Below are 15,203 nucleotides of genomic sequence, written 5' to 3' on the forward strand. Positions count from 1 at the left end.
CATCGCGTTCTGCGACGCCGAAGCCATCTGCGACCAGTTCGAGAACAGACCGAAGTTCATCGACCCCCACGACGACCCGGTGTCGTGCGTCGTGGCGTAGACCAGGTGCTGCCCGTTGTACGGCACCACCGTGAAGTCCTTCAACGACACCCAGCCCGAGCGCGGCTGCGCCAACGCACCCGTCGAGGACCACCGGTACGACGACGGCAGGTTGCACGTGCCACCCGGAGGCGGCGTCGTCGGAGGCGGCGTGGTGGGGTTACCGCCGCCACCGTCCACCCGGACGAGCTGCCACTGCTGGTTGGCGCCGTTCCAGTCGTCGTACTGGACGATGTTTCCGCCGTCGGCGGTCGAGGCGCCCTGCACCTCCACCACCTTGTTGCTGTTGCGGTTGATCAGCCGGACGTAGCCGCTGTCGGAGTCGGCCAGCCGGAACTGCTGATTGGTCCCGTTGAGGTCGGAGTACTGCACGATGCTGCCGCCGTTGGCGGTCGACCAGTTGTAGACGTCGAGCACCTTGCCGGACAGCCGTGACTTCAGCCGGTAGTAGCCGCCGCCGGAGTCGACGAACTGCCACTGCTGCTGGTTGCCGTTGTTGCGGGACCACTGCACGATCCGCGCGCCGTCGTTCGTGGCCAGGTTGTAGACGTCGAGCGCCTTGCCGCTGTTGCGGTTGACCAGGACGTACCAGGCGTTCGTGTCGACGCTCGCGGCGGCGGCGGGCGCGGACACGGCAGCCACCGCGGCGGCGCCGACGAGTACCGCGGTCGCGCCGGACGCGACGACTCGCGGCAGCCATCCGCGCCGTCGCGGCGGCGACACCGTCGATGGGGACCTACCGAATGCAAACATGTTCCTCCCTCTGATCACATGTTGTGAGCGCTAACAATTCGTCGTAGCGCACTGATCCCACACCCGGCCTGCCACGCGGCTATCCGCGCCCGCCCGGTGGGCCATCGATGCCGCCGCCCCGTGCCATCGACTGTGAGCGATAACACGTCGTTCGTCAAGTCGTAACAGTCGATGGACCGGCGAGCGCGCCGTCGGGGGACCATGTCAGCTTCTCGACCCAGCACTACCGCTGCCCGCACCGCGGCCCGACAGTGCACACGGCTGGAGGGGGTGGGGGAAGTGGGGCAGCCGACGAACGAATCCGTCATGATCCGGGACTGGTTCAGCGTGCCGCGGGTGTCCGCCGAGGACCGGGCCGCGGTCTTCGGCGCACGTACCCAGGACCCACGGGTGGAGTTCGTCGCGCTGACCGTCAAGTACTGGATGGACGCGCACGCCACACGCTCGATGACCCGCGAGCGCGTGCTGGCCGCGATGACCGGCCGTATCACCCCGGAGAACGTGTGGGACCTGGTCTCGATGCTCGCGCGACTGCGACTGGCCGAGGCGTTCTTCGACCTGGCCGCCTCCGACGTCGACTCCGACGGCACGTTCCGTCGCTACCTGCTCGGCCTCGATCCCGCACTGCTCGACGCGATGCGGCACTACGCGGCCTGGAACGGGATCAACCCGAAGCTGTTCCTGGACGGGTTCGCCGTCGGCGTCGGGGAATCAGTCGCGACGGTGGTGGTCGACCTCGGCAAGCTCGTGCAGTTGATCGGCCGCCTCCAGCAGGAGCAGTTCACCACGCTCATCGTGCTCACAGTCGACCCCCGCGCCGGTGTCCAGCGCCTCGCCGACCAGGCCACTGTCGTACGCCAGGCGCTGGCCGGCATCGTCGCCGCGCTGGACCCGACGACGGTTCCGGAACGGCTGCTGGCCCTGTGGCGCGGCTGGGCGGCCGAGTTCGCCCGGCACCTGGACGACCTCGACCCGTTCGCCGCCGGCCGCCTGCTCGGCCGCGTCGCCGGCGACCTCTACCAGGTGCTCACCGGTCTGGTGCATCTCGCCCGGCTGCTCGGCGGCGTCGCGGTCCGCGCCGCCGTCCGGTACGTGCCGCTGCTGCTCGCGGGCGCCCGGGAGGCGCGCCTGCTGACCGCCCGGACGGCCGCGCTGCTGGTGGCGATCGGCCGGGCGGCGATCCTCGCCGCGCCCCAGGTGGGCCTCGCGATGCTGCGGACGCTCTTCCCCCCGAAGGTGCTCGACGCGCTGTTCCGGCAGGGCCGGGTGCTGCTCGCCGACGCCGAACTCACACTGACCCTGTTCAACCAGGCGGCGCACGCCGAGGCGTTCGCCGGCGCCGGGGCGGGCACCCGGCTCGGCGCGCTGGTGAGCCTCGACGGCCGGCCCGTGCTGATGGCGAGCATGTCGGAGACCGTGTCGTCGGCCGGCCGGGCGGCGACACGGGCCGAGCTGAACGAGGCGCTGGACGAGATCATCAAACGGGTCGAGGACCTGCGCGAGTTGAAGCCGCCGAAGACACCCCGGGACATCCAGGCCGCCGTCGTGCGCGCGGCCATCGCCCGGCAACTGGAGCAGCGACTGACCACCGCGTTCAACAGGGCGCTCCAGACCGTCGCGTACGAGGAGTTCCGCGCGTTGCGCAAGGCCGGGCAGGCGCAACCGTGGCGGCTCGGCCAGCAGGTGCACCGGCGGATGGCGGCCGAGGTCGCGCAGCTCGTCGGCCGGTCACCGGGCCTGGAGGCGTTCGCGGAGAAGTCGCTGGCGACGGTGGTCGAGGCGGTCCGCGCGGCCCACCCGGAGCTGGCGCCCGCGCTGCGCGGCTCCGAGGCGGTGCTGCGCCAGACGGTCGCCCAGATGCTGCTCGGCCACCCGGACCGGGACCTGCTGCTGCGCCTCGTCGGGTTCACCGGAAACCCGGCCGCGACCGGCGCGGAGAAGGCGCTCGCCACCCACCTCGCCGAACGGTTCCGGTGGAAGGCGTCCACCACTGTCGGTGACCTCCGCTCCGACCTGCTGCTCGTCGACCCCGAGGCGGCCCGCGTCACGAACGTCGACTGGACGTCCTCGACGAAGCTGGAGCGCTTCGAGAAGACCTGGGGGACCGTCGCCGACGACCTCGGGGAGACGTTCGACGGCCGCTGGGAGGCCATCGCGGAGGCGTACCAGCGAGCCGCCAAGGGCGGGGTGCCGGCCGAGGTCGTCGCCGGCCTCGACGAGCTGACCGCGCACGCCGTACGCGAGACGGTCGTCCGACAGGCCGCCCTCAGCCAGTTGTTCCCCGGGTTCTTCGTCACCTCGCACGAGATGGCGTACCGGGGCCTGCAAACCCTGTTCACACTGCCGCTGTAGAGGAGCACCGATGGGCAGAGTCGTCGTCGCCGACGCCGATCCGGCGACGCTTGGTTTCAGCACCGCGCATTCCGACCGGTACGTCTACTCCAACTACTTCGTACCGGTCCGGCTCACCTTCGGCGGTGGCGAGACGCCCATCCTGCCGTTCTACGTCAAGCAGGCGCTGATCGAGGCGATCCGCTACGGCGGGCTCGACGGCGACCGGCTGCCGCACCTGCTCAAGGAACTCGGCCTCTACGACATGTGGAAGGCCAACGACATGGACGCCGCCACCGAGGCGCTGCCCGGCGTCGACTCGGGCATGTCGTACCGGGAGCCGCCGGCACGGCGCCAGACGCTGCTCGGCGACCAGCAGGCGGAGTTCCTCGCCGGCCTGCTCCAGTCCGACGTGGGCATCGCGTTCCTCGACCGCACCCGGATCCGGCCGGTGGGCTTCGCGCTCGGCGAGCACGTCTACGCGCTGGCGCTCGCCCCCGGTGAGGAGGCGGTGCTGGAGCAGCGCACCTACACCAAGCGCGAGCTGACCCTGGAGGAGCAGAACGAGTCGGAACAGCAGACCGACGTCGAGCTGACCAGCGCGCTCACCACCGAACTCCAGGAGGGCTTCGAGCGGCAGAAGTCGCTCACCGACACCTGGGGGCTCAACGCGAGCCACACCGGCCAGTACACCAGCCCGACCGGCATCTGGGGCACCTTCAACGCCAGCCACACGATCGGCTTCGCCAGCAGCGTCACCGCGGCGAGCCAGGAGACGAGCCGCCGTGCCGTGAAGGACAGCCGGACCGCCACCTCGAAGGTCGCGGCGCGCTACCGCACCCAGCACAAGACCGACTTCAAGCTGGTCACCGAGACCGGCGCGGAGTCGTCCTCGAAGCGCACCGTCCGCAACCCGAACCGGGCCACGCCGATCACGCTGCACTACTTCAAGGTGCTGCAACGGCTGGAGCTGGCCCACGAGCGGTACGGCGCACGGGTCTGCTGGGCCCCCACGATCAAGGATCCGGCGTTCGCCTTCGCCCAGAAGATCATCGGCGGACGGCAGCGGATCCGCGACAACGCGGTCGCCGCGCTGCCCCCGATGCCGGTGAAGCCGGAGCGCCCGCCGCGTGGCGCACCCGCCGCGGTGGAGACGCGCGTCGTGTACTCCCCCGTGGTCACGCTCGACAAGTGGGGATTCACCGGCGACATGAGCGCCGACTACGACGTCGACGTCGCGTTCGACGCCGGCTGGGAGTGGGACGGCGACGTCGACACGATCCGGCAGAACCTCACGCTGATCACCCGCCGTCCGCCGGACGCGATCGCCGCCCGGGTGGTGGGCGTGCCGGTGGTCACCGAGGCGGACGGGCGGCCGGTGCTGCGCGTACGCGTGCACGTCGGCGCCCGGAGCTGGCTGGCGGGTCCGGGTGCCGACGTGCAGCTCGCCGCCGGGTTCCGGCGTACCCCGACGGTGGTGGACCAGACCGCCGACGACGCGGCGTACAACGCGCTCGTCGCGGGTTACCTGACCGATCTCCAGGAGTGGCAGGACCGGCGCGACGAGGCGCTGGCCGCGGCGGAGGCGGCCGGGGACGAGTTCGAGGCGCGGCTGCGGGCCGGCTTCTCGCCGGTGAACGAGATGGTCTCGCAGATCGTGGAGACGCACTTCCCGGCCAGCGTGCGGGACGAGGCGTGGGAGATCGACTTCTGGCACCGGGTCTTCGACTGGGAGCGGGCGTCGTTCGTGGCGTACCCCGGCTGGTGGTCCGGCGGCGACGCCCGCGCCCCGGAGCGCGACCCCGGCGACTTCGTCAACGCCAGCTGGGCGAAGCTCTACCTGCCGGTACGGGCCGGGATGGAGCTGACCGCGCTGCGGTGGATCTTCGGCAAGGTGGTGGCGACGCGCCTGGCACCGGAGGTGGAGCGGGAGCTGGAGGCGTTCGTGGACGAGCTGACGACCTACCGGACCGGCCACCTCGGCTCCGGCGACGAGATGCCCGAGCTGACCACCGAGTGCCAGGACGTGCCCGAGCGGGTGTACTGCCTGGCGAAGTGGACCGAGCTGATGCCCACCGACGGCACCCACCTGGAGGTGGTGCAGGGCGTCACGACCGCGGCCGACGCGGTGACCGCGAAGGAGATCAGCGACGCGGAGGCGCTGCGGGCGGCGCTGCTCGACGGCGAGGTGCAGACCAACCGGCTCCGGACCAAGGCGTACGACCAGATGACCGAGCCGGCCGACGTCGACATCCGCCTCGGCACGCCGTCCGGGAGCGGCCCGGCCGTCTGAGCCGCTCGTCCACCCCGGCCCCTCGGCTGACCAGGGGATCGGGGTGGACGATTTCTGCAAAAGTCTGGACTTTTGATTCGTAGCCTAGATGGGTAAAAAGACGCATAATTGATCCCTTACGGTCGCTCCCCCGGGCGACGACGACGCCGGCCGGCGAACCGTCCAGAGATTCACCTTCGCGCCAATGAGTCCATTGTGCTGGATCCCCCGGAGCTAATAGTGTGCCGTCGCTGCTGTGCTCGACGGGCGCATACACGAACCTAAGGAAAAGTCATGACTACCGTCCCCATGCGCCAGGAAGAGCCCCCGGTGTCGCTGGGCAGGGTCCGCGCGGAGCCCCTCGACCGGCTCTCCGCAGCGGACATATCCCCGATAGTGCGCCGGGTGATGGCGGCTCACCTCGATAAGACCCGGGTCCCCGCGGCGAAGTTCGGCTCGTTCATCTGATCTGCGATGTCCCCGGGGCCGGCCCGCGCGGCGCTCACCGAGTTCGTCCTGAAGGTGCACGCCAGGTGTGACCTGGCGTGCGACCACTGCTACGTCTACGAACACGCCGACCAGAGCTGGCGCCGCCGCCCGGTGCGGATGACGCCGGACGTGCTCCGGGCCGCGGCCGGACGGATCGCCGAGCATGCCGCCGCCCACCGGCTGCCGGACGTCACTGTCGTCCTGCACGGCGGTGAGCCGCTGCTCCTCGGCCCCGAACGACTGGGTCAGGTGCTCGCCGACCTGCGGCGCGTCATCGGCCCGGTCACCCGGCTGCGGATCGGCATGCAGACCAACGGCGTGCTGCTCTCCGAACGGTTCTGCGACCTGCTCGCCGACCACGACGTCGCGGTGGGCGTATCGCTCGACGGCGACCGGGCCGCCAACGACCGGCACCGGCGCTTCCGGTCCGGCGCCGGCAGCTACGACCAGGTGCTGCGCGCGCTCGCCCTGCTGCGCCGCCCGGCGTACCGGGGGATCTACGCCGGCCTGCTCTGCACGGTGGACGTGCGCAACGACCCGATAGCGGTCTACGAGTCGTTGCTCGCCCAGGAGCCACCGCGAATCGACTTCCTGCTCCCGCACGCCACCTGGGACGACCCCCCGTGGCGGCCGGTCGGCGGCGGCACCGCGTACGCGGGCTGGCTGCGCGCCGTCTACGACCGCTGGCGGGCGGACGGCCGGCCGGTCGCCGTCCGCCTCTTCGACTCGCTGCTGTCCACCGCCGTGGGCGGACCCAGCGGCACCGAGTGGCTCGGTCTCGATCCGGTCGACCTGGCGGTGATCGAGACGGACGGCGAGTGGGAGCAGGCGGACTCGCTCAAGACCGCGTACGACGGCGCGCCGGCCACCGGTATGACCGTCTTCTCGCACGCGGCCGACGACGTGGCGGCCAGCCCGCTCCTGGCCCGCCGCCGCTCCGGCCGGGCCGGTCTCAGCGACGAGTGCCGGCGGTGTCCGGTGGTCGACCAGTGCGGCGGCGGACTGTTCGCCCACCGGTACGGCGCCGGGCACTTCGACCATCCGAGTGTCTACTGCGCTGATCTGAAAGAGCTGATCGTGCACGTGAACGAGAACCGACCGGCACCCGTCCGGCTCGACGCCGGCCTGCCCGACGACTTCCTCGACCGCCTCGCGGCGCCGACCGGCGACCGGGTCGCCATCGGCCGGCTCGTGGAGGCACAGATCGCCATCGTCCGTGCGCTGCTCGCCGAGGTGGCCGACCGGCTGCCGGCCGGCGGGGCCGGAGCCGACGGCTGGGAGGCGCTGACCGCGCTCGACCGTAGTGCGCCGGATTCCGTGGCCCGGATAGCGGCCCATCCCTACGTGCGGGCGTGGGCTGTCGACTGCCTCGCCGGCACCGGCACCGGCGCCCGGCAGGGGCCCGACTACCTGAGCGCGCTCGCGGCCGCCGCCGCGATCGACGCCGGCACCGCGGTACGCCTCGACGTGCCGGTGCGGTCCGGCCGCCTGCACCTGCCGACGGTGGGCACCGTGCTGCTGCCCGAGGTGGGCGACGGCACCGCACGGGTCGAGACCGGCCCGGGCTCGCTGCGGGTGACCGCCGGGGACGTGAGCGTGGCGATCCGCCCCGGGACGTCCGGGGACGCGCCCCGGTGGTGGCCGACCCGCGTACTCGCCACGCCGGACGTGAGCGTCCTGCTGGAGGACGGCGACCCGCACCGCGACTGCCACCGGCTGCCCGCCGGCGACCGGCTCGACGACGCGGGCGCCGCGCGCTGGGCCGAGACGTTCGCGGCGGCGTGGCAGGTGATCCGGGACGAGGTGCCCGGCCACGCCGAGGAACTGCGTACCGGGCTGCGGGCCGTGGTCCCGTTGCGGCGCAGCGGCGCGGGTGTCAGCGAGGCGTCGACCGCGCGGCAGGCGTTCGGCGGCGTCGCGGCCACGGAGACCGACGCGGGCTCGCTCGCGGTGCTGCTCGTGCACGAGTTCCAGCACAGCAAGATGAACGCGCTGCTGGACGTCTGCGACCTGGTCGACGGCACCCGCCCGATCGACATCACAGTGGGCTGGCGGCCCGACCCGCGGCCCGCCGAGGCCGTCCTGCACGGCATCTACGCGCACGTGGCGGTGGCCGACATCTGGCGGATCCGGGCCGACCGTCAGGTCGACGGCGCGCAGGCGGTCTACCGCCGGTACCGCGACTGGACGGCCGAGGCGATCGGCGCGCTGCAACGGGCGGACGCGCTCACCCCGGCCGGTTCGCGGCTGGTCCGGCAGGTCGCCCGCTCGATGTCCGGGTGGCCGTCGTGACCACCGCCGTTCCGCCCGCGTACCGGGTCGACACGCTCACCGCCGACCTGCGCGCGCTCGGGCTCGGCCCCGGCGACGTGGTGCTCGTGCACTGCTCCCTGCGCGCGCTCGGACCGGTCGACGGCGGGCCGGCCACGCTGGCCGACGCCCTGCGGGCCGCCGTCGGCCCGTCCGGCACCGTCGTGGTCCCGGCGCAGACCCCTGACAACTCGGTGAGCAGCCCCGCGTACCAGGCCGCGACCGCCGGGCTCACCGACGAGGAACGTCTGGCGTACGAGGAACGGATGCCCGGCTTCGACCCGGCCGTGACGCCGTCGTTCGGGGTCGGCGCGTTCGCCGAGCACGTACGCCGGCTGCCCGGCGCGGTCCGCAGCCGGCACCCGCAGACGTCGTTCAGCGCGTGGGGGCCGCGGGCGGCGGAGCTGATGCGCGTCCACGACCTCGACTCCCATCTCGGGGAGCGGTCCCCGCTCGCCGCCCTGGAGGCGGCCGGCGCCCGGACGCTGCTGCTCGGTGTCGGTTATGCGACATGCACCGCGCTGCACCTCGCCGAGTACCGGTTGCGCCGTCCGGCGCCGCGTCGTCCGTACCGCTGTTACGTGCTGCGCGACGGCCGCCGGGAACGGCTCGACTTCGAGGCTCCGCACCTGGATGCGGCCCCTTTCCCGGCGATCGGCGCGGAACTCGACCGGGCGGCGTTCACCCGGCACGGGACAGTCGGTGACGCACCGGCCCGGCTGCTGCCGATATCCGACGCGGTCGGCGCCGCCGTCGCCTGGATGGACGCCCACATCGGACGGTGAGGGCCTGGTAACCCGAGCGCAACCTCTCTACCCTGATCGATAGACGCCGCATCGTGTCGACTGGGGAGCAGCGCGTGATCGTTACCGGTTGGGGGTCAGACACTCGTCCCGTGGAACGGTCGTGTCGTCGTGACCTCTGAGCGGCCCACGCTGCCGGGCCCGCCCTATTTCTTCCTCAGCTATGTCCCCCCGCCGACACACAACGACCGCACCCCGGGCGACCACTGGGTCCGCCGCTTCTATCACGATCTCAACCTGGCGATCGACGGCCGGCCCGGCGACCGGGTACGCCGGCAGGGCTTCGCCGACTTCATGGTGCGGCCGCCGGAGGCCCGGACGGAACGAAAACGCACCGCGCTGGCCGAGGCCGAGGTGTTCGTCCCGCTGTACTCGCCGGACTACCTCAACCGGGACGACTCGCGCCGGGAACGGGAGTGGTTCCGGCAACGGCTCATCCGGGCCGGCCGCCCGCCGGACGGCGACAACATCCTGCCGGTCCTGTGGATCCCGTCGCCCGCCGCCCTCCACGCGCCGGACCAGGCCCGGGCCGTGGCGATGGCCGCCGACGTGGACGTGTACGCCGCGAACGGCATGAGCGCGCTCTGCCGGCTCCAGAAGTTCCAGGACGCCTACAAGGAGGTGCTGGGCCGCCTGGCGCAGCACATCGTCGACACCGCCGAGCAGACGCCGCTGCAACCGGCCGAACCGCCGACCGGCCCGACCGACCTGCCGTCGTCCCCGACCAGCGAGGTGCCGTTCCGGGCGGTGGTGATCGCACCCGACCAGCCGGTCGACCCGGGGCGGCTCAACGGCCGGTCCGACACCCACGCCGGCCGGTGGCGCCCGTTCCGCGGCCGGCCACCGGTGATCGAGGACGTGACCGACGCGGTGCAGCGACTGCGGATGCCGATCGACGTCCGCGACTTCGTCCCCGACGCCGGACTGTTCCGGTCCTGTCCGGGCGTACTCATGATCGATCCTCTGGTGGTCGAGACGCCGGACGGCGCGGAGGCCGTCCAGGCGGCCGTCGACTGCCTGCACGGCTGGGTGGGGGTCGTGCTGATCAGCGAGGACGCCCACCACGCCCACCGCTCACACGCGGCCGGGCTGCTCGACCGGGCGGTGACCATGCTCTCCGCCACCACACGCCCGCTGAAGATAACCACGTGGGACGACTGGCGGACCGAGATCCACGATCTGGTCCGCCGGATGCGACGCCGCTACCTGGAGGCGGGGCCGACCTACCCGCCACCGGGACCGCCCATCAACAAGCCCCGGCTCTGGGAGAACCCGCCGTCCGACGAGGGAGTGGACACATGACCCGACGTGAGGGACAGGTCGTCACCTTCTACTCCTACAAGGGCGGCACCGGCCGGACGATGGCGCTGGCGAACGTCGCCTGGATCCTCGCCGCCAACGGCAAGCGGGTGCTCGCCGTCGACTGGGACCTGGAGTCCCCCGGCCTGTCGCGCTTCTTCGCGCCGTTCATCGACCGGGACGCGCTGGAGAGCACCGGCGGGGTGATCGACCTGATCCGGGAGTACGAGTGGGCGACCACCACCAAGCAGGACAAGGGCGACGACCGCTGGCACGAGCAGTACGCCCGGGTGCACAAGTACTCGTTCTCGCTGAACTGGTCCAACTTCCCCGGTGACGGGACGCTGGACTTCCTCGGCGCGGGCCAGCAGAACAACGACTACGCGGGCGCGCTCGCCGGGATGAACTGGGACGAGTTCTACGAGCGGCAGGGCGGCGGCTACTTCTTCGACGCGCTGCGCGCCGACATGAAGCGCAACTACGACTACGTGCTGATCGACAGCCGCACCGGGTTCTCCGACGTCGCCGACATCTGCACCATCCAACTGCCGGACGTGCTTGTCACCTGCTTCACCCTCAGCGAGCAGGGCATCACCGGCGCGGCGAAGGTGGCGCGGCTGGTCGAGCACCGGTACGGGTCGCGACGGATCCGGGTGCTGCCGGTGCCGATGCGCATCGACCCGGCGGAGAAGGTCAAGGCGGACACCGGGCGGGCGGTGGCGCGGCAGCGCTTCAGTGGTCTGCCCAGCGCCATGAGCGAGGCCGAACGGGACCGGTACTGGGCCCGGATGCAGGTGCCCTACCAGGCGTTCTACGCGTACGAGGAACTGCTCGCCACGTTCGCCGACCAGCCCGGCGTCAACGGGTCGCTGCTGTCCGCGTACGAGTTGCTGGCCCGGGAGATCACCCGGGGCGAGGTGGAGTCGCTGCCGCCGATGAGCAGCGCGATCCGCGAGCGGGTCAACGCCCGGTTCACCCGTACCTCCAACTCGGTGGAGAACGAGATCATGCTCCGCCACGCCCCGTACGACCGGGTGTGGGCGGAGTGGATCGGGCACCTGCTGGTCTCGGCGGACGTCCGGGTGACCGACCCGTGGTTCACCGACGACGAGGCGCCCCGGACCGCCCGGGAGCTGATCATCGTCTCCGAGGCGAACGCCAACGAGGAGGCGGTGCTCGCCGCGCCGGACCGCTCGCCCGACCAGGTGCCGCTCGTCGTCTACGTGGCCGACGTGCGGCGCCTGGCGAACGTGCCCGCCGCGCACACCGTCTCGGTCGCCGGGCTGGAGGCGCGTACCGCCGCCGCGCGGATCCTGCGCCTGGTCGGCCGCGAGGGTGTGCCCGCCGACCTGGAACTGCCTACCGGTCCCCGGTTCCCCGGCCGGGACAACACGGTGTTCGAGGTGCCGGGCCGCAACAAGCGCTTCACCGGCCGTGAGGCGGACCTGCGCGAGCTGCGGACGCTGCTGCGCAGCAGCCCGAAGGTGGTGCTCTCCGGCACCGGGCCGGTGGCGTTGCAGGGCATGGGCGGCATCGGCAAGAGCCAGCTCGCGCTGGAGTACGCCCACCGCTACCGCGCCGCGTACGACATGGTGTGGTGGATCGACGCCGACCAGGTGCCGTTCATCGAGTCCGCCATCGGTGACCTCGCGCCCTACCTGGGCGTGCCGTCGTCGGAATCGAACCGGGAGAACGCCCGGCTGGTGCTCCAGGCGCTGCGCCGCACCGACCTCCGGTGGCTGCTGATCATGGACAACGCCGACGAGGTCGACGGCGTCCTGCCGTACGTGCCGGACGGCAAGGGCCACGTCGTCATCACGTCCCGGAACCTGCAGTGGGTCGAGCGGGCCACCACGATCCCGGTCGACGTGTTCAAGCGCGCGGAGAGCATCCAGCACCTCACCGAGCGGGTGCCGACAATGCGCGTCGACCAGGCCGACCGGATCGCCGCCCTGCTGGGCGACCTGCCGATCGCCGTGACCGCCGCCGCGGCGTGGCTGGCCGACACCGGCCACTCGGTCGACAGCTACCTCACCGAGATCGCCAAGTTCGGGCCGGGCGCGGTGATGGAACCGAACAGCAACGTCTCCGTGGAGGCCACCTGGGAGCTGTCGCTCAACCACCTGCGGACCCGGAACCCGGCGGCCTACCGGGTGCTGCAACTGTGCTCGGTGTTCGCGCCGGAGATCTCCGCCGACCTGGTCTACAGCGACGAGTTCGCCGAGGCGCTGGTGCCGTTCCACCCGCAGGCCAAGGAACGGCTGGTCCGCCAGCAACTGGTGCAGCAGGCCAACCGGCTCGCCCTGGTCCGGGTCGACCTGCGGGCCGAGAGCCCGTCCGGCGGCGAGCGGGGCCGGGGCGGCCTGGTGCTCATGCACCGCCTGCTGCAGCACGCCGTCCGGTCCCGGATGACCGAGGAGGAACTCGACGAGGCGCGCCGCCAGGTCCACCTCGTGCTCGCCGCCGCCCGTCCCGAGGGCGAGGTGGACGACCCCGACGGCTGGCCCCGGTTCCGGGTCATCTGGCCGCACCTGGAGGCGTCGAAGGCGCCGCTGAGCCGCCGGGTGGAGGTGCGGGCGCTGATGATCGACCGGGTCCGCTACCTCCAGTTGCGCGGCGACCTGGAGACCGGCCGGCGGCTCGGTGAGGAGGTCGCGCAGACCTGGGAGCAGATGCTCGCCGAGGAGACCGACGCACGGGCGCGCGACGACCTGCGCCGGCAGTTGCTGCACCTGCAGTTCAACCTCGCCAACATCCTCGCCTTCCTCGGGCAGTTCACCGAGTCCCGCGCGCTGGACGAGGAGGTCCTCGCGGCCCAGCGGGAACTGCTCGGCGAGGACCACCCGCACACCCTGATGACCGCCGGCGGGCTCGCCCGCGACCTGCGCGGCATGGGCAAGTACAACGAGGCGCTACGCCTGGACGAGATCACGTTCAACGCGTGGAAGCGGAACTTCACCGAGGAGCACCCGCGCACCCTCGTCGCGCTGAACAACCTCGCCACCACCCAGCGCCTGATGGGCGACTTCCGGGAGGCCCGCAAGAACGACGAGATGGTGCTGGCCGGGCGCCGCGCGATCCTCGGCGAGGACCACCCGGACACGCTCGCCTCGTCCGCGTACGTGGGCATCGACATGCGCGACGCCGGCGACTACGAGCAGTCCATCGCCCGGCTCCGCGGCGTCCACCGGGACCTGCTGCGCACGGCCGGTGCCGAGCACCTGATGACCCTGCGCGCGCAGACCAACCTGGCGGTGTCGCTGCGCTCGGCGGGGCACGCGGTCGAGGCGGGCAAACTCCTCGAAGCGGCGTACGAGCTGCTGAACGAGCGGTTCGGGCCGGACAACCCGGAGACGCTGACCTGCCGGCTGAGCCTGTCCGTCAACCTGCTCACCGTCGACCTGTTCCAGCGGGCCAGCCGGGAACTGACCGAGGTGCACCGCGTCTACCAGAACAACCTCGGCCCGGGGCACCCGCTGACGCTCGTCTGCTTGGTCAACCTCGCCATGGTGGCCCGCCGCGCCCGGGACTTCGCCGAGGCCCGGCAGCTCGCCGGCCAGTCCGCCGACGCGCTCGCCGACGTGCTGGGCGACGACCACCCGTACCCCCTCTCGGGGTGGATGAACCAGGCCATCTGCATCGCCGAGCAGCCCGACCCGCCGGAAGGCCGGGAGGCGGCGGACCTGGAGGCGCTGGCGCTGTTGCGACGTGCCCACGACGGCCTGGACCGGATGCTCGGCCGCGACCACCCGAACACACTGCGCTGCCGGGCGAACCTCTTGGTGATGCAGGAGCGGGTGGAGGGCGGCCGGCGGGCGGAGCTGGAGGCGGTCACCCGCGAACTGACCTACCGGCTGGGCGAGAGCCACCCGGCGGTCGAAACCCTCCGGGAGAACCGGTTGCAGCGGCGCATCATCGACCCGCATCCGATCTGACGGTGGCCCGCTCCACCGGATCGGCCAGCCAGGCGAGGATCTCCGGCAGCACCTCCACCGCGCCGAAGTGCGCGCTGCGCGGCTGCACGTGCAACTGCGCGCCGGGGATCTGCTCGGCCAGCCAGCGGGTGTGGCTGGCCGGGGCGAAGTTGTCGTCCGCGCCGTGCCAGAGACGTACCGGCATCCGGATGTCCGGGAGCGTGACGCCCCAGTCGGCGCGCAGTGCCAGCACGTCGTCGATCCAGCCGTGCGGCCCCTGGCGCAGCGCCTCGGCATAGGCGTCGGTGAGCTGCCGGCGGATCGGCACCCCGGCCACCACCCGGCGGTCGGCCTCGGTCATCTGCCCGACCAGCAGCGCCAGCAGCGAGCCCGGGTCGTCCATCGTGCGCTCGGCCCGCAGCCGCAACTGCTCGGCGAGCATCGGCACGTCGTGCTCGGCGGCGCCGTAGTCGCGCACGTTGGCGTCGGTCATGCCGCCGAACCAGTCCAGCCCGGTCGCGCCGGCCGGGGCGAGGCCGACCAGGACCGCGGTCCGCCGTACCCGGTCCGGCAGCAGCGCGGCGCAGGCCAGGGCGTGCGGACCGCCGCCGGAGCGCCCCACCACCGAGAACCCGTCCAGGCCCAGGTCGTCGGCGATGGCCGCGACGTCCGCCGCGGCGTCCGCGACGCGGCGGCCGGGCAGCCGGCTGGAGCCGCCGTAACCCGGCCGGTCGTACGAGATCAGCCGTACGCCGAGCCGGTACAGCACGATGGACCGTGGTCGTGGACCGTTGCGGCTGCCGGGTGTGCCGTGCATCAGGAACACGGGCCAGCCGCGTTCCGCCCCGGCGATGTCGACCGCCAGGTTCCTCCTTCCCGTCCGGACGATGTGCTCTCGGTGCCTGGGCGAGTGTGCCAATCGGGGCCTCCGGA

8 protein-coding genes are annotated in these 15,203 nt (G+C 72.1%); 6 read left to right on the forward strand and 2 right to left on the reverse strand.

The window, feature by feature from the left end; genetic code table 11:
* Positions 1-852 (reverse strand): non-reducing end alpha-L-arabinofuranosidase family hydrolase (locus SM452_RS29610; protein WP_463841153.1); only part of this gene is annotated, 852 nt, incomplete at its 3' end.
* 306 nt (positions 853-1,158) lie between these two features.
* Between SM452_RS29610 and SM452_RS29615 the strand changes: the two genes are divergently transcribed.
* From SM452_RS29615 to fxsT, 6 genes are all read left to right on the forward strand, one after another.
* On the forward strand, positions 1,159-3,204 hold the full coding sequence (locus SM452_RS29615; RefSeq protein WP_463841154.1) for a hypothetical protein: 2,046 nt from the start codon (positions 1,159-1,161) through the stop codon (positions 3,202-3,204).
* A 10-nt stretch (positions 3,205-3,214) separates the two neighbouring features.
* A complete protein-coding gene (locus tag SM452_RS29620) occupies positions 3,215-5,476 on the forward strand; it encodes a hypothetical protein (RefSeq protein WP_355508629.1) in 2,262 nt (753 codons plus the stop codon).
* A gap of 453 nt (positions 5,477-5,929) precedes the next feature.
* The gene (locus tag SM452_RS29625) at positions 5,930-8,236 is read left to right on the forward strand and encodes an FxsB family cyclophane-forming radical SAM/SPASM peptide maturase (RefSeq protein ID WP_463841155.1); all 2,307 of its coding nucleotides are present in this window, start codon (positions 5,930-5,932) and stop codon (positions 8,234-8,236) included.
* A complete protein-coding gene (locus SM452_RS29630; protein WP_262016253.1) occupies positions 8,233-9,039 on the forward strand; it encodes an AAC(3) family N-acetyltransferase in 807 nt (268 codons plus the stop codon). The genes SM452_RS29625 and SM452_RS29630 overlap by 4 nt, the downstream gene beginning before the upstream one ends.
* 129 nt (positions 9,040-9,168) lie before the next feature.
* On the forward strand, positions 9,169-10,359 hold the full coding sequence (locus tag SM452_RS29635; RefSeq protein WP_463841156.1) for a TIR-like protein FxsC: 1,191 nt from the start codon (positions 9,169-9,171) through the stop codon (positions 10,357-10,359).
* On the forward strand, positions 10,356-14,291 hold the full coding sequence (gene fxsT / locus SM452_RS29640) for an FxSxx-COOH system tetratricopeptide repeat protein (protein WP_463841157.1): 3,936 nt from the start codon (positions 10,356-10,358) through the stop codon (positions 14,289-14,291). Before SM452_RS29635 ends, fxsT begins: the two co-directional genes overlap by 4 nt.
* Here fxsT and SM452_RS29645 read toward each other — a convergent pair.
* Complete coding sequence (locus SM452_RS29645; protein ID WP_194800411.1) at positions 14,269-15,189, reverse strand: alpha/beta fold hydrolase; 921 nt, start codon at positions 15,187-15,189, stop codon at positions 14,269-14,271. The genes fxsT and SM452_RS29645 overlap by 23 nt on opposite strands.
* Positions 15,190-15,203 lie beyond the last annotated feature (14 nt).

The organism is Micromonospora sp. SYSU B005, from assembly GCF_055362685.1.